Here is a 19,347-nt window from a genome sequence, read left to right on the forward strand (position 1 = left end):
TGGTACTGCAGGGGGGACCCTGTGGGAGAGTAGGACGCCGCCGAACAATTAGTGTAGAAAACCCCGCACCGTATGGTGCGGGGTTTTCTGCGTTTCAGGACGGCTCCACCAGTTTCGTGTCGTACGCCAGGATCACCGCCTGGATGCGGTCCCGTGAACCGGTCTTCGCGAGTATCCGGCCCACGTGGGTCTTCACCGTGGACTCGGCCAGGTGGAGGCGGGCGGCGATCTCGGTGTTCGTCCAGCCCTTTCCGACGACCGTGAGGATCTCGCGTTCCCGCTCCGTGAGGGCGGACAGGCGTGCGTCGCCGGGGAGAGGAACATCCGCGGTGCCGCCGCCGGCCGGCAGGTGCTGGACGTAGGCGTCGAGGAGGCGGCGGGTCAGGCTGGGCGCGACGACCGCGTCCCCGCTCGCCACGGAGCGGATGCCGGAGAGGAGTTCCTCCGGCTGGGCGTCCTTCACGAGAAAGCCGGAGGCGCCCGCGCGGAGGCCGGCGTAGGCGTACTCGTCCAGGTCGAACGTGGTCAGGATGAGGACGCGGGTGCGGTCGCCGGTGGCGACGATGCGGCGGGTCGCCTCGATGCCGTCCATGCCGGGCATGCGGATGTCCATCAGGACCACGTCGGGGTGCAGCTCCGCCGTCATGCGGAGCGCTTCGGAGCCGTTCGCCGCCTCGCCCAGGACGGTGAGGTCGTCCTGGCTCTCCAGGAGCATGCGGAAGCCGAAGCGCTGGAGGGGCTGGTCGTCGGCGATGAGGACGGTGGTCACTGCGGGGATTCCTCCGGTAGGTGCAGACGGACACGCCAGCCCTGTTCGGGCCGCGGTCGGGGGCCGGCCTCAAGTGTGCCGCCGTACAGGGCGGTTCGCTCCCGCATGCCGGGGAGGCCGCGGCCGTCGGCGGGGGCGGACGTCCCGAGGGCGCCCGTGTCGGTGACGGTGACCGTGACGGCGCCCTTGTCGCCGTAGACGAGGGAGATCTCCGAGGTCGCGTCGGGGCCGGCGTGCTTGAGGGTGTTGGTGAGGGCTTCCTGGACGACGCGGTACACGGTGAGCTGCCGGCCCGGGGGAAGGGTGGCCCGCCCCTCGACGGTGGTGTGGACGGGCAGGCCCGCGTTGCGGACGCCGTCGATGAGCCGGTCCAGGTCGGTGAGGGCCGGCTGGGGGGTCAGGTCCGCGGGGTGGGCCGCCGTCCCCTCGTCCCTCAGGACGTCCAGGAGGCGGCGGAGTTCGCCGAGGGCCTGGCGGCTGGTGGTGGCGATGGCGTCCAGGGCCTGGGCGGCGCGTTCCGGGGACTTGCCGGCCGCGTACCTGCCGCCGTCGGCGAGACCCGTGATGACGGAGAGGTTGTGGCCGATGATGTCGTGCATCTCGCGGGCGATGCGGGCGCGTTCGGCGGCGGCGGCGAGCCGGGCCTGCTGGTCGCGTTCGGTCTCCAGGCGGCGGGCGCGGTCCTCCAGGGCCTCGGTGTAGTTCTGCCGGGTGCGGACCGTGACGCCGATGAGGACGGCCACGAGGACGGACGTCAGCTGGGAGCCGATCTGCTGGCTCCACTCGCCCTCGCCGTAGCGGGCCGTGGAGACGACCACGGGGGTGAGCACCAGGGCCGCGGCCCACCACAGATGGCGCAGGGGCAGGCGCAGGGCGATGTGGTAGACGACGACGAGCTGGAGCAGCGCCGCCTGGAGCGCTGTACCGGACCAGGCGTTGACCAGGGCGAACGGGGCCATGGCGAGCAGGACGGCCGCGGGGCGGGTGCGGCGCCGCAGGAGAGGCACGGACAGGCCGAGGCTCAGGGTGAGGAGGAACGGGCCGGGGGCGCCCGGGTTGTGGGTGATGCTGCGCCAGCCGCCGCCGGTGTAGTCGATGAGGGCGGCCGTCACCCAGAAGCCGGTGAAGGACAGGTCCCACGGCAGCGGGTGGCGCCGGTCGAAGGCGCGTACCCGCTGGTGGGCGCGTTGCAGGTACTGGGTGAGGGGTTCCGTCGTCCGTACCCCCGTCGGCGGAACCTCCTGGTGGTTCGTCACGAGGTCCATGGTCGCGGGTGCGTCCGCTGCCGTCATCATGCTTCGATGCTCGGCCGTGCGGGGGCGGCGGGCGTCGGACCACGGGCCGTATTCCGGATGAGGGCGGTGGTACCCCGGTACTACGGTGGCGGGCATGAACGCCGTTGCCACGACCTTCGAGGACTGTGTGATCCGGCCGGTGCGCCCGGAGGAGTGGAAGGCGGTGAGGGAACTGCGGCTCACCGCGCTGCGGGATCCGATCGCGCACCTCGCCTATCTGGACACCTACGAGAAGGCGGTGGCCCGGCCCGACTCGTTCTGGCAGGAGCGCACGGCGAACGGTGCGCGGCAGTTCATCGCCGAGACGGCGGACGGGAGCTGGGTCGGCAACGTCGCCGTGCTGATCGAGGAGGCCGGGACGACGGACTGGGCCGGTTTCCCCGTCGAGCGGCGGCAGGGGCATCTGGTGGGGGTGTACGTGGCTCCCGGGTACCGGGGGAGCGGGCTGACGAAGGCGTTGTTCGACGCCGCGGTGGAGTGGGTGCGGGGGCGTGGCGCGGAGCGCGTGCGGCTCGTCGTGCACGCGGAGAACGCGCGGGCACGGGGCTTCTACCGCAAGGCGGGGTTCGTGGAGAGCGGGGTGGTCGTGCCGTTGGCGGACCGGCCGCAGGAGCGGGAGCTGGAGATGGTCCTCGAGCGCTGACGCGTCTACACCGGCAGTTCGGCGTGGGGCCAGCGGGTTCTGGCCTGCTCGCGGGAGCGGAGCAGGGCCAGGGTGGGCATGCCGTGGTCCGCGCCGGTGGCGAGCAGGCCCGGGAGCTGGGGGAGCGGGGCCACGGCCGCCACGTCGTCCAGGACGAGGGTGAGTGGTGGGTCGAGCCGACCGGAGGATGACCGTTCGGCCATGCGCCGGCCGTGCTCGACCACGTGTGAGGCGAGGGCCGTCAGCAGGGGCATCGCGCCCGGACTGCTGCGGGGGTCCTCGATGGATTCACCCACGACATAAAGCGTTCCCCCTTCGTGGACGAAGGAATCCAAGGCGAGGGCATCATTTCGGTGGGGCGTGCAGGCCTCGCGGACGTTGACCGTGGAGAGCGCGGCCAGGGCGCGGGTGGTCAGCTGCTGGGCCATGTCCCGGCGCTCGGGGTGCGCCGTGAGGGCCGCCTCGAGTTCGCCGGCGGCGCCGGGGGCGGCCTTGGGGTGGGTGCGGAGGACGCGTACGGCGTCGTGGACCTGGAGGCCCTGGGACCAGCGGTGGACGTGGCGGACCGTGCGGCCGTCGACGGCGGCGGCGTGCAGGTAGCTGCGGAGCAGGGTCTCCGCGGTGTCGCCGACCGCCTGGTCGAGGCGGGAGGTGGGGCGGACGGGGGCGAGGAGCGCGGCCGCTCTGGCTTTGGCCGTTCCCTTGTCCTCGCAGCCGGCCGTGGGGGACCAGTGGAGGCGGGCCGGGGTGTCACAGAGGTGGGTGGGGTCGTAGAGGTGGGTGGGGCCGAGTTTGGCGCGGGCGTCCTTGGTGTCGTGCCAGAGGGCGGGGTTGGAGGTGAGGACGAGGGCGGGGCCCTCCGCGTCGCGTACGGCCTGGGCCGCGGTGGGGTGGCGGGTGGCCGGGGGGCCGTAGAGCAGCCCCGCGCCTTCGGTGCGGGGGGTTTCCCCTCCGCTCGCCCGTTCCCCGTCGGCCAGGGGTGCGGCCACGGGTTCTTCCCGCGTCGGCGTCTCCTGCTCGGGCTCCCTCGGGGCCGGTACCTCGTGCAGCTGCTTCGGGGTCGGCTGCGGCTCCCGTTCGGGCAGGTGCTCCGGCTCCGGTCGCCGCTGCGTGGCCCCTGCCGTCCCCGTCGCCCGTTCCGCCCGGCGTCGGGCCCTTACCGCTCTCCAGCGGGCCACCGTGCCCAGCGCGAACACCGTCAGGACGGTCAGGATCATCAGCTGGCTGATGAACAGGCCCCAGAAGAGGCCGTACCCCGAGAGGGCGGACTCCGGGGCGTTCGGCCAGGCGCCGGGAAGGTTCTGCGGGTCGGCGACGAGGTGGCGCATGGCCACCGGGGTGCGGGTGAAGGTGACGCCGGACGGCCAGTGGCCGTGGGCGAAGAGGGCCGCGAGGCCCGTGGCCGTCCACACCATCGCGGTGATGCCGATGAGGAACGCGAGGATGCCGATCAGCAGCCCGTCGGGGATGCCGCCGCCCCGGCCGCCGCCCCGGCCGCCGGCCCGGCCGTGCTCACGGTGGTCGTCCGGTCTCACGCGTGCTCCCCTTACGCCACCGTCGATTCGGAGTCGCCGACGTGCTGCTCCACGAAGGCCGCCGCCCGTTCCTCCGCCTCCCGTTCGGCGGCGCGCAGGGCGTCGTCGGTGAGGTCGGCGGAGGACTCGGTCATCGCGCGGTCGGTGAAGACCAGCGGGCGTTCGGTCTCGGTGACCAGGTGTTTGACCACCTGGACGTTGCCGTTGACGTCCCACACCGCGATACCGGGCGTCAGCGTCGGGATGATCTCCACCGCCCACCGGGGCAGGCCGAGCACCCGGCCCGTCGCCCTGGCCTCGTCCGCCTTCTGGGCGTAGATGGTCCGGGTCGACGCCATCTTCAGGATGGCCGCCGCCTCCTTCGCCGCCGCCCCGTCCACCACGTCGGACAGGTGGTGGACGACCGCGACGAACGACAGACCGAGCCGCCGGCCGAACTTCAGCAGCCGCTGGAACAGCTGGGCGACGAACGGGCTGTTGATGATGTGCCAGGCCTCCTCGACCAGGAAGATGCGCTTCTTCCGGTCGGGGCGGATCCAGGTGTGCTCCAGCCACACGCCGACGATCGCCATGAGGATCGGCATGGCGATCGAGTTGCGGTCGATGTGGGACAGGTCGAAGACGATGAGCGGCGCGTCGAGGTCGATGCCGACGGTCGTCGGGCCGTCGAACATGCCGCGCAGGTCACCGTCGACCAGGCGGTCCAGGACCAGGGCGACGTCCAGGCCCCACGCCCGGACGTCGTCTATGGCGACGTTCATCGCCTCCGCCGACTCCGGTTCGGGGTGGCGCAGCCGCTCCACGATGTCGGAGAGGACCGGCTGGCGTTCGACGACGGACTCGTTGACGTAGGCGTGCGCGACCTTGAGGGCGAAGCCGGCACGCTCGTCCAGGCCGTGCCCCATCGCGACCTCGATGATGGTCCGGAGCAGGGCGAGCTGCCCGGTCGTCGTGATCGACGGGTCGAGCGGGTTGAGCCGGATGCCGTGGTCCAGGGCGGCCATCGGGTCGAGGCGGATGGGGGTGATGCCCAGTTCCTGCGCGACGAGGTTCCACTCGCCGACGCCGTCCTCGCCCTGGGCGTCCAGGACGACGACCTGGCGGTCGCGGAAGCGCAGCTGGCGCAGGACGTACGTCTTCTCCAGGGCCGACTTGCCGTTGCCGGACTCGCCGAGGACCAGCCAGTGCGGGGCGGGGAGCTGCTGGCCGTAGAGCTGGAAGGGGTCGTAGATGTAGCCCTTGCCGGAGTAGACCTCGCGGCCGATGATGACGCCGGAGTCGCCGAGGCCGGGGGCGGCGGTCGGGAGGTAGACCGCCTGCGCCTGGCCCGTGGACGTGCGCACCGGCAGCCGTGTCGTCTCGACCTTCCCGAACAGGAAGGACGTGAAGGCGTCGGTGACGACGGACAGCGGATCCCGCATATCGGCTCAGCCCCTACCTTCGAATGCCGGTGGCGAACGGGAGTGTGTTCACGAACGCGCGGTGGTGCTCGCGGTCGCACCACTCCACCTTCAGGTACGACTTTCCGGCCGACGCCCGTATGGTCCGCTTGTCGCGGGCCAGGGCCTCGGGATTGCGGGAGGAGACGGTGATGTAGCCGACCAGGTTGACGCCGGCCGCGCCGCTGGCGAGGTCCTCGCCGCGCTGGTCCAGACGGCCGTGGGCGGCGATGTCGCGCGGGTCGACGGTGCGGTTCATCTTGGCGGCGCGGGACGCCTCCGCCTCGTCGTTGGTCTTCTCGGTCAGCATCCGCTCGATGGCGACCTCGGTGGGTTCGAGGTCCATGGTGACGGCGACCGTGCGGATGACGTCCGGGGTGTGGACGAGCAGCGGGGCCAGGAAGTTCACGCCCACCGGGGTCATCGGCCACTCCTTGATCCACGCCGTGGCGTGGCACCAGGGGGCGCGGGTGGCGGACTCGCGGGTCTTGGCCTGGAGGTAGGTGGGCTCCATGGCGTCCAGCTCGGCCGGCCAGGCGTTGCGCTGCGACATCGCCTGGATGTGGTCGATCGGGTGGTCCGGGTCGTACATGGAGTGGATCAGCGAGGACAGCCTGCTCTGGCCGAGCGGCTGCCGTACGCGGATGTCGGCCTCCTGGAGCCGGGAGCAGATGTCGGTCAGCTCGCGGGCCATGACGACGGCGAGCCCCGCGTCCCGGTCCACCTTGCCGCCGCCCTGGCTGCGCATCGCGCGGGCCATGGTGTTGGCCTCGGAGGCCAGTTCGCGCGTGTAGTGCATGCAGGCGACGAGGTAGGCGCGGTGCTGCTCGCTGCTGGTCGACACCATCGACTGGAGCTGGTCGTACGACTGCTGGAGCCACGGCGGCGACTTGTCGTCCCCGCGGACGGCGACGTCCTTGGCGTGGGCGTCGGGGTCGGCGGGCAGGGTGCGGGCGAGCATCTGGATGCGGGTCACGAAGCCGTCGCCGTTGGCGACGTGCTTGAGCAGCGTGCCGAAGCGGTCGACGAGGGCTTCCTGGTCCTCGGAGTCGCGCAGGCCGACGCCCGGGCCCTCGATCTCGATGGCGGCGGTGACGGTCTTGCGGTCCGCGTGCAGCAGTACGGCGATCTCGTCCGGGCCGAAGGGGGCGGCGAGCCAGGTGATCCTGCCGATCCCGGGCGGCGGTCCGATCTCCACCTCGCGTCCGTCCATGCGGGTGCCCGCCTCGACGGCGCCGGAGCGGTAGGTGGCGTTCCGGCGCACGGTGCGCTTGTAGCTGCGGTTGATCTCGAACCACTTGTAGAAGGTGCGGTGCTTGTACGGCACGTACACCGCGGCCAGCGCCAGCATCGGGAAGCCCGCGAGCAGCACGATCCGCACGGACAGGACGGGGACGAGCAGTCCGCACATCATGCCGAGGAACGCGCCCACGACGATCAGTGCGATCTCACCGGTCTCGCGATTACGGCCGACGATCGCGTTCGGCCGGGCGCGGCCGATCAGATACGTACGGCGGGGCGCGCCCGGATGGGACAGGTGGGACTCGGTCGTCAACGCCCTTCACCTCCCGTGCTGTTGGTGCTGCTGTTGCGGGTGTTGCCGGCGTGGGGGGTGTTCACCGGGCTGCTCGCGCGGGGCGCGGGGGTGGATCCGCCGCTGTTCGACGGGCGCGAGCTGTGCGCGGCGACTCCGCCGGAGGCGGGGTTGGAGGGGCGGGGGCCGGTGGACTGGCCGCCGCCCCCGCGGTGGTGGTCGGCGCGGGTGCTGTGGGTCTTGATGCCCTGGGCGACCAGGGTCGCCGGGGAGCTCATGACGGCGGCGGCCTTGCCTTCGGCGCCCTGCATGAGGCGGTTGTTGCGGGAGCTGGCGATCTCGTCGCCGAAGCCGGGGACGAAGCGGTAGATCATCGCGCTGGCGAAGATGGCCAGCAGGATGATGGCGAGGCCCGACACGATCGCGGCGAGCGAGTCCGGGCCCTCGTCCGACGCCAGCGCGCCGGCGAGGCCGAGCACGATGACGATCACCGGTTTCACCAGGATCACTGCGATCATCACACCGGCCCAGCGGCGGACGTGACCCCACAGGTTCTTGTCCACCAGTCCCGCGTACACGACGACACCGAGCAGGGCGCCGACGTACAGGAGCACCGCCCGCAGATACAGCTCCAGGTAGAGGATGCCCGCCGCGATGATCGACACCAGCGAGACCACGATCAGCATGATCGGGCCGCCGCCGATGTCGTTCCCCTTGGACAGGGCCTCGGAGAACGTCCCGAAGAACGTGTCCGTCTGGTCCCCGGTCGACTTCGCCAGCACGTCGGAGACGCCGTCGGTCGCCGAGACGACGGTGTAGAGGATCAGCGGGGTGAACGCCGATGCGAGCACCGTCAGCCACAGGAACCCGACGGCCTCGGACATGGCCGTGACGAACGGCACGCCGCGCACCGCGCGCTTGGTGACCGCGAGCAGCCAGAGCAGCAGCGTCAGAATCGCCGACGCGCCGAAAACGATCGAGTAGTGCTTCAGGAACTGCGGATTCGTGAAGTCGACGTTCGCCGTCTCCTGCACGGCCTTGCTGAGCTGGTCGACGGTCCAGGAGGCGGCGTCGGCGCAGCCCTGGGCGAGGGAGGCGAGGGGGTCGAGGGTGGTGGTGGGGTCGTTGAGGGTGGAGGAGTCGCCGCCGCCGCTCTTGCCTCGTTCGCAGTAGTCCTTGGCGGGGCCGTGGATCAGGTCACAGGGGTTGTTGCTGCCCGTGGGCGTGGGCGTCGGGGTCGGCGTCGGCGTCGGTTCAGCGAAGGCCCGCGTGGCGAAGACGACGGCAGCCGCCTGTACGGCCGTGACAGCGCCGGTCAGTTTGAGCAGGCGGTGGTTAGCGGGCATACGTGAACCCTCCGTACTCCTCGACGGCCTTCGCCATCTCGTCGGCGCTGGAGGCCCGCTCGTCACCGGGAACCGGCGTGGGGCCGTCCTTCTGAGAGTGGGTCACGATCTTCCAGTCGTCGTTGGTCCACTCAAGCTGCATGGTGATGGTGAACCAACTGTTGGTGACCGGATTGGTGGAACTCTCGCCCGCCAGCCCCAGAAGGCCGCTGCACCAGACCTCCACCGTTGCCGCGTCGGCGGACGCCGTGGTGACCTTGGTGCCGATCGGGCTGGTACGCGAGACGAACGTATAGCCCTCCGGCGTGGTGCCGTCGTCGTTGAGCCCTACGTTCTTGTTGAACTCCGACGTGTACGCCTTGTTCAGCTTCGCCCCGAAATCCGCGACGCGGCCGGGAACGATGATCGACTGGAGGATGACGTCTCGCCGGTCCTTGTTGAACATCTCGGCGGAACCCAGCGCCACCGCGTAGTTCGCCGCCGCGCTCTCCGCCCCCTGTCGGTTGTGGGCGAAGCCCGACGGGATGCCGGCCGCCTTCGCGTCCACCGGCTTCTCTCCCGACGGGGCCGTCGCCGCCGACTTGGGGGAGTCGCCGGAGCCGCCGCCCTCCTCCGCGGCGGAGTCGTCGCCTCCGCGGTTCGCGAAGGCGATCGCCGCGATCAGGAGGACCACCACGCCGACCACCGTGACCAGGCTGCGCGACGACGAACGGCCGCCTCTGCGCGCGCCGCCGTACGGATCGCCGCCTCTCTCCGGCAGGCGGGTGCGGGTCTGACCCGTGTCGTCTCCGAGACTCATGCCGCGTACGCCCTCTCAGCGTCGTGCGGAAACACCTCGTACTCCGCGTACTCCAGGTACGACGGTAGCCGTGCTGGTCCCCGCGCGGGCGCGGTGTGGTGACTGGACATCAGGGAAACGCAACCTCAGCCGGTGGGCACGACGGGCGGGTGGGATGGAGGGAGTGCCGGGCGTGCCCGGTCGGGAGCGGTGGAGCGGGGCTACACGGCCATGCCGTACACGATGGTGAACAGCGTGCCGAGCGAGCCGATGATGAAGACGCCCGTGAGCCCCGCGATGATGAGGCCCTTGCCCTGTTCGGCACTGAACGTGTCCCTCAACGCCGTGGCGCCGATGCGCTGTTTGGCCGCCCCCCAGATGGCGATGCCCAGGCAGATGAGGATGGCGACCGCCATGACCACTTCGATCATGATCTTGGCCTCGTTGCCCAGGCTGCCGAAGGGGCCCCAATCCGGAGCGATCCCGCCGATAATGGTGTTGATGTCTCCCTCGTCGGCCGCGAAGAACATGTAAGTCACCGCCCCTGTATGGGTAGTTCCACGTCCCCTGCGGTGGTGCAGAGGTCAGGCCTTATTGTCACCGACGATGGCGCTGCCGCATGTCGACTTGGCGTCATCCGTTGGCGGGTTTCGTACGAATAGCTTGCCACCGGCGTGCGCTGGACTACGGGAGAGGCGCGCTCCGACGGGTGAGAAGTCGTATTGTTACTCTGTGTATCACGCAGAGTGACGCCGGGCAATGAAGTGGGGCTCCTTCTTGAGGGCGAGGAGGAGCAAGTGGAATCCGTCACGGCTGGTGGTGAGTACGGCTCCGCCGGGGTCGGCGAACTCGCGGACACCGGGAGAGCGTCGGGCGGGAAGGTGTTGTGGGCGGAGTGTGGTGGGAGTGGCCCGACATGGGCGGACGCATGCGCGGCGTGAGCGAGCTCGGCGTCGAACCCGCACGGTGCGGTGGGCACGTCGCCGAGCGGGCTGCCGGGACAAGGGTCTTCGCCGCGCCCGTGGCAACCGCGCCAAAGTCCCACGTGATCATTCCGAAGAGCGGGTGCCGCCTCTACACTGACGTGCGGCAGTGGGCTGCCGGACGGCGAGGGGCGGTTGACGGTGCGTAAGGCATGGGTCGCGGCGGGGATCGCCGTCAGTTCCGCGCTCGCCCTCGTGATGCTGCTCGTCGTCGGGGTCTACGTCGTCGCCGGGAACCTCGTCAACGGGGTCGGCGGCGGGGCGGCCAAGACGCTGGCCAAGGGGAGCGTGCCGGCCGCCTACCAGGCGCTGGTGCAGAAGTGGGGCAACCACTGCCCGGCCATCAACCCGGCGCTGCTCGCCGCCCAGCTCTACCAGGAGAGCGGGTTCAACCCGAGGGCGCAGAGCCAAGCGGCGGCGCAGGGCATCGCCCAGTTCATCCCCGGCACCTGGGCCACGCACGGAATCGACGGGGACGGGGACGGGGACCGTGACGTGTGGGACCCGGAGGACGCGATTCCGTCGGCGGCGGCGTACGACTGCGCGCTCGCGTCCTATGTGAAGGACGTCGGCGGGAATCTGACCGAAAACATGCTCGCCTCGTACAACGCGGGGGCGTACGCGGTGATCAAGTACGGGGGGGTCCCGCCGTACGAGGAGACGCAGAACTACGTCAAGCGGATCCTGGCGCTGGAGAAGAGCTTCGCCGCGCCGGTGGGGCGGGTGGATCCGTCGAGGCAGGCGGCCGGGGCCATCGCGTACGCGCAGAAGAAGCTCGGGACGCTGTACCTGTGGGGCGGCAACGGTACGCCTGAGCAGGGCGGACGGTTCGACTGCTCGGGTCTGACCAAGGCGGCGTACGAGAGCGTGGGGATCACGCTGCCGCGCGTGGCCAACGACCAGTACAACGCGGGGCCGCACCCCGGGCGGGACGAACTGCTGCCGGGCGATCTGGTGTTCTTCTCGGACGACCTCACCAATTCCCGGGCCATCCGGCATGTGGGCATTTATGTCGGCGGCGGGTACATGATCGACGCGCCCCGGACCGGGGCCGTGATCCGATTCGACCCGATCGACACACCTGACTACTTTGGTGCCACCCGCGTCACCGAAGATGGCGCGAAAGCACTCCCCACCACGGTGTGAGCGGAGCGTTAACCACCACCCTGAGCTGCGGAGATGCATCTCTCTTCGATAACGTCTGCGTGATCATTCGGTGGAGTGTGGAACGTATCGACGGGGACCGTGCGTTCCTGTTGTCGTAGCCGAGCGGACGAGCGGATCTACAGACCACGGGGGTGGCAGGATCGGCGTGCGAAACGTGCGCCGCGAAACATGACGAAGGGGCCGCAGCACCATGGCTGGACTCGCCGAATCCGGGTCGAACCCCGACGTCGACCTGCTCTATGACATCAACGGCCTGGCGAAGGCCGCGCCGCCGTGGGTCGACCACCTCATGGAGTTCGTGGGCGAGTACGGCCTGCTGTTCGCCTTGCTGGCGCTGCTGGCGTGGTGCTGGTGGGGCGTCAGGCGACGGGGCGGCGCGGACGCGGCCCCGACCGTGGCGGCCCTGGTGTGGGCCCCGCTCGCGGCGGGCGTCGCGGTCCTGGTGAACGTGCCGATACGCGGGTTCGTGGAGCGGCGCCGGCCCTTCCTCGACCACGAGGGGCTCGAGGTCCTGGTCGACGGCAAGAACGACTACTCGTTCGTCAGCGACCACGCGACGCTCTGCATGGCGCTGGCGGTGGGGCTGTTCCTGGCCAACCGGCGACTCGGGATCATCGGGCTGGTGCTGGGACTGCTGGGCGGGTTCATCCGGGTCTACATGGGTGTGCACTACCCGACGGACGTCGTGGGCGGGCTCGCGCTCGGCACGGCCGTGGCGCTGCTGCTCTCGCCGCCGGCGATGGCGTTGCTGACGCCGCTGATGCGGGCGGTCGAGCGGTCGCCCCGGGGCGGGTGGCTGGTGTCCGCGCGGCGGCGGGACGAGCGGGGGCGGGTTGCTCCGGGGGCCTCGCGGAGTGGGGCGGCCGGGGCCGAGGAGCGGGACCTGGCGGCCTGAGGCTGCCGCCTGTTCACCGGCCCGCCTGCTTCTGCCGCTGAGCGGGGGGTGGTTCGCGCAGCCCGGCGCTTACAGGGCGCCTCCCCCGGAGAGGGCGCCCCCGGCGCCCACCCTCCCCCCGCTCTCGAGCGGGGGGACCCCCATGAGCGGGGGGACCCCATCGCCCTGGGGGTACCTCCCAGGCCCTTGAGGCACTGGGGGAGGCACGACTGCCCGCGGCTGCGGCGAGCGCGCTCGCAGGTGCGTCACTCACCTGTGTGGTTCTGGGCGTCTCTTCTGGCCTGGCTTCTGGCTCTTCTGGCGGGGCCCCGCCAGCCGCAGGTGCAGTGGGCCGTGCAGAAAGGGCCCTGTTCGGTGGTGGTCGTGGTGTGGGAGGCGGCGGTCGGCTCGTCGTCCTGGTGCGGCACGTCGACCACGGTAACGCCCCGTCCGCCGGCGTGACGGGGCCTCTTACCGGTCGTTAACCGGACATGGCTCGGATGCGCGGCGTGGTGGCTGGGTTCGGGGTGGTGTGCTGTCTGGGGCTCGGGAGCGTGGGCTGCACGGGAAGCGACGCCGTGCCCCGGGAGACACCCGCCGGGGACGCGGTGCGGGTGCTGAGGGAGGCCGCCGACGTGCTGATGGACGCCGGGAGTTCCAAGGCGACCACCTCCCTGGAGATGGCGACCGGCGGGACCCGGGTCACCATCCGGGGCGAGGGCGTGTACGACTACCGCAAACGGCTCGGGCGGCTGAAGGTGCTGCTGCCGCGGGATCCGGCCGGGAAGGCCGTCCGGCGGCCCATCACCGAACTGCTCGCCCCCGGGGCGCTGTTCATGAAGAACCGGGGAGCCGGGGTGCCCGCCGACAAGTGGGTGCGGGTGGACACCGGGACGCTGTCCGACGGGAACCTCGTCACCGGCGGGGCCACCGATCCGTTCGCCGCCGCCGAGGTGCTGCGCGGGACGTGGTCGGCGACGTTCGTCGGGCGGACCGAGGTCGCGGGGGCGAAGGTGCGCCACTACCGGGGGACCGCCGACCTGCGGCAGGCCTCGCGGCACGCCTTGGACGCGAACCGGGAGGCGCTGGACGCGGCGGCGAAAGGGTTCGCCACCGCACGGGTGCCGTTCGACGTCTACCTCGACGACGCGGGACGGATCCGCAAGCTCCGGCACCGGTTCAGCTTCGTCAACGGCCGGCGCGACGAGCCCGTCGCGGTCGCCTCGACCACGCTGCTGTACGACTTCGGGATCCCGGCCGACGTACGGCTTCCCGAGGACGGGGACATCTACGCGGGCCGGATCGCCGAGGAGTGAGGCCGGGAGTGACCGGCCTGAACTAGCCCTTCCGTGCCATGCGCGGTGCGTGGGGCGCTCCCTACTCTAGGAAGCCGGTGACGACGGAGAAGGGGTGAGGCGCGTGGCACCGCTCGGCGGTGGGACGGTCCTGGTTCAGGACCACGTGGCGCTCGCCGAGATCGAACTCTGCGGGGAGCTGATCATCGCCGCCTCCAACGCCGAGGAGCGGCTCAGCCTGGAGAGCATCGACGAGGTGCTGAGGGTGGCCGAGGCGCGGACGGATCCGGACGGGGCCTGAGCCCGGTCAGGTACGGAGCATGCGGGCGATGGCCTGCGTCGCCTCCTTGACCTTCGCGTCGATCTCGTCGCCGCCCTTGACGGCCGCGTCCGCGACACAGTGGCGCAGGTGCTCCTCCAGCAGTTGCAGCGCGAACGACTGCAGTGCCTTGGTGGAGGCGGACACCTGGGTGAGTATGTCGATGCAGTACACGTCCTCGTCGACCATGCGCTGCAGGCCGCGGATCTGGCCCTCGATGCGGCGCAGGCGTTTGAGGTGATCCTGCTTCTGGTGGTGGTAGCCGTGGACGCCGCGGTCGTGATCGGTCACGATGTCCGTCACGTCGGTCACGGGCGCTCCTCCTGTTACGTCCGTTACATCCGTCGCGTCCGGGGAGGAGGGCGCGTTCGCGCCGGTTCCGGTGGTCGTCATCGCGTCCTCCTGGTGAGCTGGCGGGCGACATATACCCCTGGTGGGTATATGGTAGCGAACTTTGCTGGGTATAGGCCTCTTGGCCGATGACGTGCGCCGCGGCCGGGAACGGAGCTCGGAACGCCCCCGTGTCCATCACTCTCTCCGATGGGTGACACTGGTGGGCGGCCCGTTAGTCGTGGCCGGATGATGCGCCTAGCATCAGCCTGACCGAAACCGATGCTCACCGAGGACCCCACGTGCGCTTTCGTCTGACCCCCAGGGAGACGAGCTTCTACGACATGTTCGCCGCGTCCGCGGACAACATCGTCACGGGCTCGAAACTCCTGATGGAACTGCTCGGGGCGGACCCCTCCGCCCGGGCCGAGATCGCAGAGCGTATGCGGGCCGCGGAACACGCGGGTGACGACGCCACGCATGCGATCTTCCACCAGCTGAACTCCTCGTTCATCACGCCGTTCGACCGTGAGGACATCTACTCCCTCGCCTCGTCCCTCGACGACATCATGGACTTCATGGAGGAGGCCGTCGACCTGGTCGTCCTCTACAACGTCGAGGAACTGCCCAAGGGCGTCGAGCAGCAGATCGAGGTCCTGGCGCGGGCGGCGGAGCTGACCGCGGAGGCGATGCCGCACCTGCGCACCATGGAGAACCTCACCGAGTACTGGATCGAGGTCAACCGGCTGGAGAACCAGGCCGACCAGATCCACCGCAAGCTGCTGGCCCACCTCTTCAACGGCAAGTACGACGCGATCGAGGTGCTGAAGCTCAAGCAGATCGTGGACGTACTGGAGGAGGCGGCCGACGCCTTCGAGCACGTGGCGAACACGGTGGAGACCATCGCGGTCAAGGAGTCCTGAGCACTTCATGGACACCTTGGCTCTGGTCGTGACCGTCGGGGTCGCGCTCTTCTTCACCTACACCAACGGCTTCCACGACTCGGCGAACGCGATCGCCACGTCCGTGTCGACGCGGGCGCTGACGCCCCGGGCGGCGCTGGCGATGGCGGCCGTGATGAACCTCGCCGGCGCGTTCATGGGTTCCGGCGTCGCCAAGACCGTCAGCGAGGGGCTGATCCAGACGCCCGAGGGGTCGAAGGGGATGGGCATCCTCTTCGCCGCGCTGATCGGGGCGATCGTCTGGAACCTGATCACCTGGTACTTCGGGCTTCCGTCGTCCTCGTCCCACGCCCTGTTCGGGGGCATGGTGGGGGCGGCGCTGGCCGGGGGGACGACGGTGTACTGGAACGGGGTGGTCGACAAGGTCGTCATCCCGATGTTCGTGTCGCCGGTGGTGGGCCTGATCGCCGGTTACCTGGTGATGACCGTGATCCTGTGGCTCTTCCGGCGGGCCAATCCGCACAAGGCCAAGCGGGGGTTCCGGATCGCGCAGACCGTTTCCGCGGCCGGCATGGCGCTGGGGCACGGTCTGCAGGACGCGCAGAAGACGATGGGCATCGTGGTGATGGCGCTGGTCATCGCCGATGTCGAGGACTACGGCGATCCGATTCCGGTGTGGGTGAAGATCGCTTGTGCGCTGATGCTGTCCGCGGGGACGTACGCCGGTGGGTGGCGGATCATGCGGACGCTGGGGCGGAAGATCATCGAGCTGGATCCGCCCCAGGGGTTCGCCGCGGAGACGACGGGCGCGTCGATCATGTTCGGGTCCGCGTTCCTGTTCCACGCGCCCATCTCCACGACGCATGTGATCACTTCGGCGATCATGGGTGTGGGGGCGACGAAGCGGGTCAACGCCGTGCGGTGGGGGGTGGCCAAGAACATCGTCCTCGGGTGGTTCATCACCATGCCGGCGGCGGCTGTGGTGGCCGCGTTGGCGTTCGGGCTGGTGAATCTGCTGGTGCTGTAGCCGGGCTGGTGCGCGGTGCTGGTGCTGGGCGGGGATGTTGCGCAGCCCGGCGTTTGCGGGGTGCCGCTGCGCCCACCCGTGCCGCCCTGCGGCACGATTGCCCGCAGCTACGCGGTACTTGGAAGGGCCCGCCCCCGGGAGTCGGGGGCGGGCCCTTTGCGCCTCGCGGTGGCACCGCCATGCAGCACCGCGAGGAGAATCGGTCAGCCGAAGCGGCCGGAGATGTAGTCCTCCGTGGCCTGGACCGACGGGTTGGAGAAGATGCGCTCCGTGTCGTCGATCTCGATCAGCTTGCCGGGCTGGCCGACGGCCGCCAGGTTGAAGAACGCCGTGCGGTCCGAGACGCGCGCCGCCTGCTGCATGTTGTGCGTCACGATGACGATCGTGAAGCGCTCCTTCAGCTCGCCGATCAGGTCCTCGATGGCGAGGGTGGAGATCGGGTCCAGGGCGGAGCAGGGCTCGTCCATGAGGAGGACGTTCGGCTCGACCGCGATGGCGCGGGCGATGCACAGACGCTGCTGCTGACCGCCCGAGAGGCCCGAGCCCGGCTTGTTCAGTCGGTCCTTGACCTCGTTCCAGAGGTTGGCGCCCTTGAGGGACTTCTCGACGATGTCGTCCAGCTGGGACTTCTTGTACTTGCCGTTCAGGCGCAGGCCCGCCGCCACGTTGTCGTACACCGACATCGTGGGGAACGGGTTCGGGCGCTGGAAGACCATGCCGACCTCGCGCCGCACCGCCACCGGGTCGATGCCGGCGCCGTACAGGTTCTCGTCGTCGAGCATGACCTTGCCGTCGACCCGGCCGCCGGGCGTCACCTCGTGCATGCGGTTGAGCGTGCGCAGGAAGGTGGACTTGCCGCAGCCGGACGGACCGATGAAGGCGGTCACGGAACGGGGTTCGACGGTCATCGAGATGTCCTCGATGGCCAGGAAGGAGCCGTAGTAGGCGTTGAGGCCGCTGACGTCGATGCGCTTGGCCATGGTGATCACTTCTTCTTTCAGGTCGGGGAGGTCTCAGCGACCGGCCACGCGGCGGAGCCGCATCGATGTCACCGTGGGGCCTTCCAGCGGGCGATGCCGCGGGCCACGAGGTTGAGGATCATGATGAACGCGATGAGCGTCAGGGCCGCCGCCCAGGCACGGTCGTACGCGGGGTCGGAACCGGCGCCGAACTGCAGGTAGATGTACATCGGCAGCGATTCCTGCGGGTCCTGGAACGGGTTGGCGTTGATGAAGTCGGTGCCCCAGACCAGCAGCAGCACGGGGGCCGTCTCACCGGTGATGCGGGCGACCGCCAGCATGATGCCGGTGATGATGCCGCCGATCGACGTCGGCAGGACCACCTTCAGGATCGTGCGCCACTTCGGCACACCGAGCGCCAGGGACGCCTCGCGCAGCTCGTTCGGGACGAGCTTGAGCATCTCCTCGGTGGAGCGGACGACCACCGGGATCATCAGGATCGACAGGGCCAGCGAACCGGCGAAGCCGGACGGGCCCATCTTCAGGATCAGGACCCACAGGCTCAGGATGAACAGGCCCGCGACGATCGACGGGATGCCCGTCATGACGTCGACGAAGAAGGTGACGGCCTTGGCGAGCTTGCCGCGCCCGTACTCGACCAGGTAGATCGCGGTGAGCACACCGACCGGCACGGAGATCAGGGCGGCGAGGCCGACCTGCTCCAGGGTGCCGAGGAGGGCGTGGTAGATGCCGCCGCCGGGCTCCGCGTCGGCGACCACGCCCATCGAGTGGGTGAGGAAGTAGCCGTCGAGGACCTTCACGCCGCGCTCGGCCGTCTCCCAGAGGAGGGAGGCCAGCGGGGTCACGGCCAGCAGGAAGGCGACCCAGACCAGGCTGGTCGCGGTGCGGTCCTTGGCCTGGCGTGCGCCCTCGATCTTCGCGGAGACGGCGTAGGAGCCGACGACGAAGAGGACCGCGGCGATCAGCGCCCACTGGACGTCGCTGTGCAGGCCGGCCGCGGCGCTGATGCCGTAGCCCAGGGCGAGGGAGCCGGCGGCGACCGCCCAGGCGAACCACTTGGGCAGGGTCGCGCCGCGCAGGGAGTCGCGCCGGGGGGAAAGGGTTGCGTTGCTCATGCGTTGGCCCCCGAGTACTCCTTGCGGCGGGCGATGATCAGGCGGGCCGCGCCGTTGACCAGCAGGGTGATGACGAAGAGCACCATGCCGGAGGCGATCAGCGCGTCCTGGCCCATCACGGTGGCCTCGTTGAACTTGCTGGCGATGTTCTGGGCGAAGGTGCCGCCGCCCGCGTCGAGCAGGCTGGCGGAGATGTCGAAGGACGGCGAGAGCACCATGGCCACGGCCATCGTCTCGCCGAGCGCGCGGCCGAGGCCCAGCATCGAGGCGGAGATGACGCCGGAGCGGCCGAAGGGCAGCACCGACATGCGGATGACCTCCCAGCGCGTGGCGCCGAGGGCCAGGGCCGCCTCCTCGTGCATGCGCGGGACCTGGCGGAAGACCTCGCGGCTGACGTTGGTGATGATCGGGAGGATCATCAGGGCGAGCAGGATGCCGACGGTGAGCAGCGACCGCGCGGGGCCGCCCTCCCACGCGAAGACGCCGGTCCAGCCGAGGTAGTCGTCGAGCCAGCCGTAGAGGCCGTCCATGTGCGGCACCAGGACGATGGCGCCCCACAGGCCGTAGACGATGGACGGGACGGCGGCGAGCAGGTCGATCACGTACCCGACGGTGCCGCCGAGCCGGCGGGGGGCGTAGTGCGTGATGAACAGGGCGATGCCGACCGAGATGGGGACGGCGATGACCATGGCGATGACCGACGACACGACGGTGCCGAAGGCCAGGACGGCGATGCCGAACTCCGGCGGGACGCCGGTGGGGTTCCACTCGAAGGAGGTGAAGAAGTTGGCTTCGTCCTTGCTGATGGCCAGCGAGGCGCGGTAGGTGAGGAAGGCCGCGATGGCGGCCATCAGGACCAGGACGAAGATGCCGGATCCGCGGGAGAACCCGAGGAATATCCGGTCACCGGGACGGGTGGCGCCGCGCGCGGCGCCCTTGTCCTCGGGTGCGGCCGGTCCGGGTGAGGGGGGAGCGGCGGGTTTCTGTGCGGTGATGTCCATCGGGTTCTCCGGTCT

Annotated in this window: 19 protein-coding genes; 7 read left to right on the forward strand and 12 right to left on the reverse strand. The window is 70.2% G+C overall.

Going from position 1 to position 19,347, the window contains the following annotated elements:
• Positions 1 to 94 precede the first annotated feature (94 nt).
• Together ADK41_RS26940 and ADK41_RS26945 are read right to left on the reverse strand one after the other, a co-directional pair.
• The gene (locus tag ADK41_RS26940) at positions 95 to 769 is read right to left on the reverse strand and encodes a response regulator (RefSeq protein WP_030829557.1); all 675 of its coding nucleotides are present in this window, start codon (positions 767 to 769) and stop codon (positions 95 to 97) included.
• Positions 766 to 2,034 (reverse strand): sensor histidine kinase, encoded by a 1,269-nt coding sequence (locus tag ADK41_RS26945; RefSeq protein ID WP_234318880.1) that lies wholly within the window; start codon positions 2,032 to 2,034, stop codon positions 766 to 768. The genes ADK41_RS26940 and ADK41_RS26945 overlap by 4 nt, the downstream gene beginning before the upstream one ends.
• A gap of 124 nt (positions 2,035 to 2,158) precedes the next feature.
• Here ADK41_RS26945 and ADK41_RS26950 point away from each other — a divergent pair, with 124 nt between their 5' ends.
• Positions 2,159 to 2,707, forward strand: coding sequence for a GNAT family N-acetyltransferase (locus ADK41_RS26950; RefSeq protein ID WP_051843241.1), 549 nt, complete (start codon positions 2,159 to 2,161; stop codon positions 2,705 to 2,707).
• A 5-nt stretch (positions 2,708 to 2,712) separates the two neighbouring features.
• Here the strand turns inward: ADK41_RS26950 and ADK41_RS26955 are convergent, their stop codons facing one another.
• From ADK41_RS26955 to ADK41_RS26980, 6 genes are all read right to left on the reverse strand, one after another.
• The gene (locus ADK41_RS26955; protein ID WP_030829549.1) at positions 2,713 to 4,242 is read right to left on the reverse strand and encodes a type VI secretion protein; all 1,530 of its coding nucleotides are present in this window, start codon (positions 4,240 to 4,242) and stop codon (positions 2,713 to 2,715) included.
• Between the two features lie 11 nt (positions 4,243 to 4,253).
• Positions 4,254 to 5,663, reverse strand: a complete 1,410-nt coding sequence (locus ADK41_RS26960; protein WP_030829546.1) for an ATP-binding protein — start codon at positions 5,661 to 5,663, stop codon at positions 4,254 to 4,256.
• A 13-nt stretch (positions 5,664 to 5,676) separates the two neighbouring features.
• Entirely contained in the window at positions 5,677 to 7,236 is a 1,560-nt protein-coding gene (locus ADK41_RS26965) for an SCO6880 family protein (protein WP_030829543.1), read from the reverse strand.
• Positions 7,233 to 8,561 carry a membrane protein gene (locus ADK41_RS26970; RefSeq protein WP_030829540.1) on the reverse strand — a complete coding sequence of 443 codons (1,329 nt, stop codon included), beginning with the start codon at positions 8,559 to 8,561 and terminating at the stop codon, positions 7,233 to 7,235. The genes ADK41_RS26965 and ADK41_RS26970 overlap by 4 nt, the downstream gene beginning before the upstream one ends.
• Positions 8,551 to 9,360, reverse strand: coding sequence for a hypothetical protein (locus ADK41_RS26975; RefSeq protein ID WP_030829536.1), 810 nt, complete (start codon positions 9,358 to 9,360; stop codon positions 8,551 to 8,553). The genes ADK41_RS26970 and ADK41_RS26975 overlap by 11 nt, the downstream gene beginning before the upstream one ends.
• Before the next feature lie 200 nt (positions 9,361 to 9,560).
• The gene (locus ADK41_RS26980; RefSeq protein ID WP_030829533.1) at positions 9,561 to 9,869 is read right to left on the reverse strand and encodes a hypothetical protein; all 309 of its coding nucleotides are present in this window, start codon (positions 9,867 to 9,869) and stop codon (positions 9,561 to 9,563) included.
• Positions 9,870 to 10,520: 651 nt separating this feature from the next.
• Here ADK41_RS26980 and ADK41_RS26985 point away from each other — a divergent pair.
• From ADK41_RS26985 to ADK41_RS39880, 4 genes are all read left to right on the forward strand, one after another.
• Positions 10,521 to 11,468 carry an NlpC/P60 family protein gene (locus ADK41_RS26985; RefSeq protein ID WP_380954507.1) on the forward strand — a complete coding sequence of 316 codons (948 nt, stop codon included), beginning with the start codon at positions 10,521 to 10,523 and terminating at the stop codon, positions 11,466 to 11,468.
• 211 nt (positions 11,469 to 11,679) lie between these two features.
• Complete coding sequence (locus ADK41_RS26990; RefSeq protein ID WP_030829528.1) at positions 11,680 to 12,384, forward strand: phosphatase PAP2 family protein; 705 nt, start codon at positions 11,680 to 11,682, stop codon at positions 12,382 to 12,384.
• 479 nt (positions 12,385 to 12,863) lie between these two features.
• A complete protein-coding gene (locus ADK41_RS26995) occupies positions 12,864 to 13,679 on the forward strand; it encodes a hypothetical protein (RefSeq protein ID WP_234318879.1) in 816 nt (271 codons plus the stop codon).
• Between the two features lie 94 nt (positions 13,680 to 13,773).
• On the forward strand, positions 13,774 to 13,959 hold the full coding sequence (locus tag ADK41_RS39880; RefSeq protein WP_078662022.1) for a hypothetical protein: 186 nt from the start codon (positions 13,774 to 13,776) through the stop codon (positions 13,957 to 13,959).
• Positions 13,960 to 13,965: 6 nt separating this feature from the next.
• Here ADK41_RS39880 and ADK41_RS27000 read toward each other — a convergent pair whose 3' ends face one another.
• Positions 13,966 to 14,370 (reverse strand): metal-sensitive transcriptional regulator, encoded by a 405-nt coding sequence (locus tag ADK41_RS27000; protein WP_030829521.1) that lies wholly within the window; start codon positions 14,368 to 14,370, stop codon positions 13,966 to 13,968.
• Between the two features lie 239 nt (positions 14,371 to 14,609).
• Between ADK41_RS27000 and ADK41_RS27005 the strand changes: the two genes are divergently transcribed.
• Positions 14,610 to 15,230, forward strand: a complete 621-nt coding sequence (locus ADK41_RS27005; RefSeq protein WP_006136311.1) for a DUF47 domain-containing protein — start codon at positions 14,610 to 14,612, stop codon at positions 15,228 to 15,230.
• A 7-nt stretch (positions 15,231 to 15,237) separates the two neighbouring features.
• The gene (locus ADK41_RS27010) at positions 15,238 to 16,236 is read left to right on the forward strand and encodes an inorganic phosphate transporter (protein ID WP_030829518.1); all 999 of its coding nucleotides are present in this window, start codon (positions 15,238 to 15,240) and stop codon (positions 16,234 to 16,236) included.
• Between the two features lie 203 nt (positions 16,237 to 16,439).
• On the opposite strand, the gene pstB is transcribed toward ADK41_RS27010, so the two are convergent.
• From pstB to pstC, 3 genes are all read right to left on the reverse strand, one after another.
• Positions 16,440 to 17,216 carry a phosphate ABC transporter ATP-binding protein PstB gene (gene pstB, locus ADK41_RS27015; RefSeq protein WP_030829515.1) on the reverse strand — a complete coding sequence of 259 codons (777 nt, stop codon included), beginning with the start codon at positions 17,214 to 17,216 and terminating at the stop codon, positions 16,440 to 16,442.
• Positions 17,217 to 17,284: 68 nt separating this feature from the next.
• Positions 17,285 to 18,331 carry a phosphate ABC transporter permease PstA gene (gene pstA / locus ADK41_RS27020; protein ID WP_030829511.1) on the reverse strand — a complete coding sequence of 349 codons (1,047 nt, stop codon included), beginning with the start codon at positions 18,329 to 18,331 and terminating at the stop codon, positions 17,285 to 17,287.
• Positions 18,328 to 19,332: a phosphate ABC transporter permease subunit PstC gene (pstC, locus tag ADK41_RS27025; RefSeq protein ID WP_030829508.1), complete on the reverse strand. Its 1,005-nt coding sequence runs from the start codon at positions 19,330 to 19,332 to the stop codon at positions 18,328 to 18,330. The genes pstA and pstC overlap by 4 nt, the downstream gene beginning before the upstream one ends.
• Positions 19,333 to 19,347: the final 15 nt, after the last annotated feature.

The organism is Streptomyces caelestis (assembly GCF_001279005.1).
Lineage (GTDB): Bacteria > Actinomycetota > Actinomycetes > Streptomycetales > Streptomycetaceae > Streptomyces > Streptomyces heliomycini.

Bases quoted from the DNA above. Each gene is read 5' to 3' on its own strand.
- pstC (WP_030829508.1), bottom strand. From the start codon at position 19,332: ATGGACATCACCGCACAGAAACCCGCCGCTCCCCCCTCACCCGGACCG.
- ADK41_RS26975 (WP_030829536.1), bottom strand. From the start codon at position 9,360: ATGAGTCTCGGAGACGACACGGGTCAGACCCGCACCCGCCTGCCGGAG.
- ADK41_RS26970 (WP_030829540.1), bottom strand. From the start codon at position 8,561: ATGCCCGCTAACCACCGCCTGCTCAAACTGACCGGCGCTGTCACGGCC.
- pstA (WP_030829511.1), bottom strand. From the start codon at position 18,331: ATGAGCAACGCAACCCTTTCCCCCCGGCGCGACTCCCTGCGCGGCGCG.
- ADK41_RS26950 (WP_051843241.1), top strand. From the start codon at position 2,159: ATGAACGCCGTTGCCACGACCTTCGAGGACTGTGTGATCCGGCCGGTG.
- ADK41_RS26995 (WP_234318879.1), top strand. From the start codon at position 12,864: ATGCGCGGCGTGGTGGCTGGGTTCGGGGTGGTGTGCTGTCTGGGGCTC.
- ADK41_RS27000 (WP_030829521.1), bottom strand. From the start codon at position 14,370: ATGACGACCACCGGAACCGGCGCGAACGCGCCCTCCTCCCCGGACGCG.
- ADK41_RS27010 (WP_030829518.1), top strand. From the start codon at position 15,238: ATGGACACCTTGGCTCTGGTCGTGACCGTCGGGGTCGCGCTCTTCTTC.
- ADK41_RS26960 (WP_030829546.1), bottom strand. From the start codon at position 5,663: ATGCGGGATCCGCTGTCCGTCGTCACCGACGCCTTCACGTCCTTCCTG.
- ADK41_RS26980 (WP_030829533.1), bottom strand. From the start codon at position 9,869: ATGTTCTTCGCGGCCGACGAGGGAGACATCAACACCATTATCGGCGGG.
- ADK41_RS26990 (WP_030829528.1), top strand. From the start codon at position 11,680: ATGGCTGGACTCGCCGAATCCGGGTCGAACCCCGACGTCGACCTGCTC.
- pstB (WP_030829515.1), bottom strand. From the start codon at position 17,216: ATGGCCAAGCGCATCGACGTCAGCGGCCTCAACGCCTACTACGGCTCC.
- ADK41_RS26945 (WP_234318880.1), bottom strand. From the start codon at position 2,034: ATGGACCTCGTGACGAACCACCAGGAGGTTCCGCCGACGGGGGTACGG.
- ADK41_RS26985 (WP_380954507.1), top strand. From the start codon at position 10,521: ATGCTGCTCGTCGTCGGGGTCTACGTCGTCGCCGGGAACCTCGTCAAC.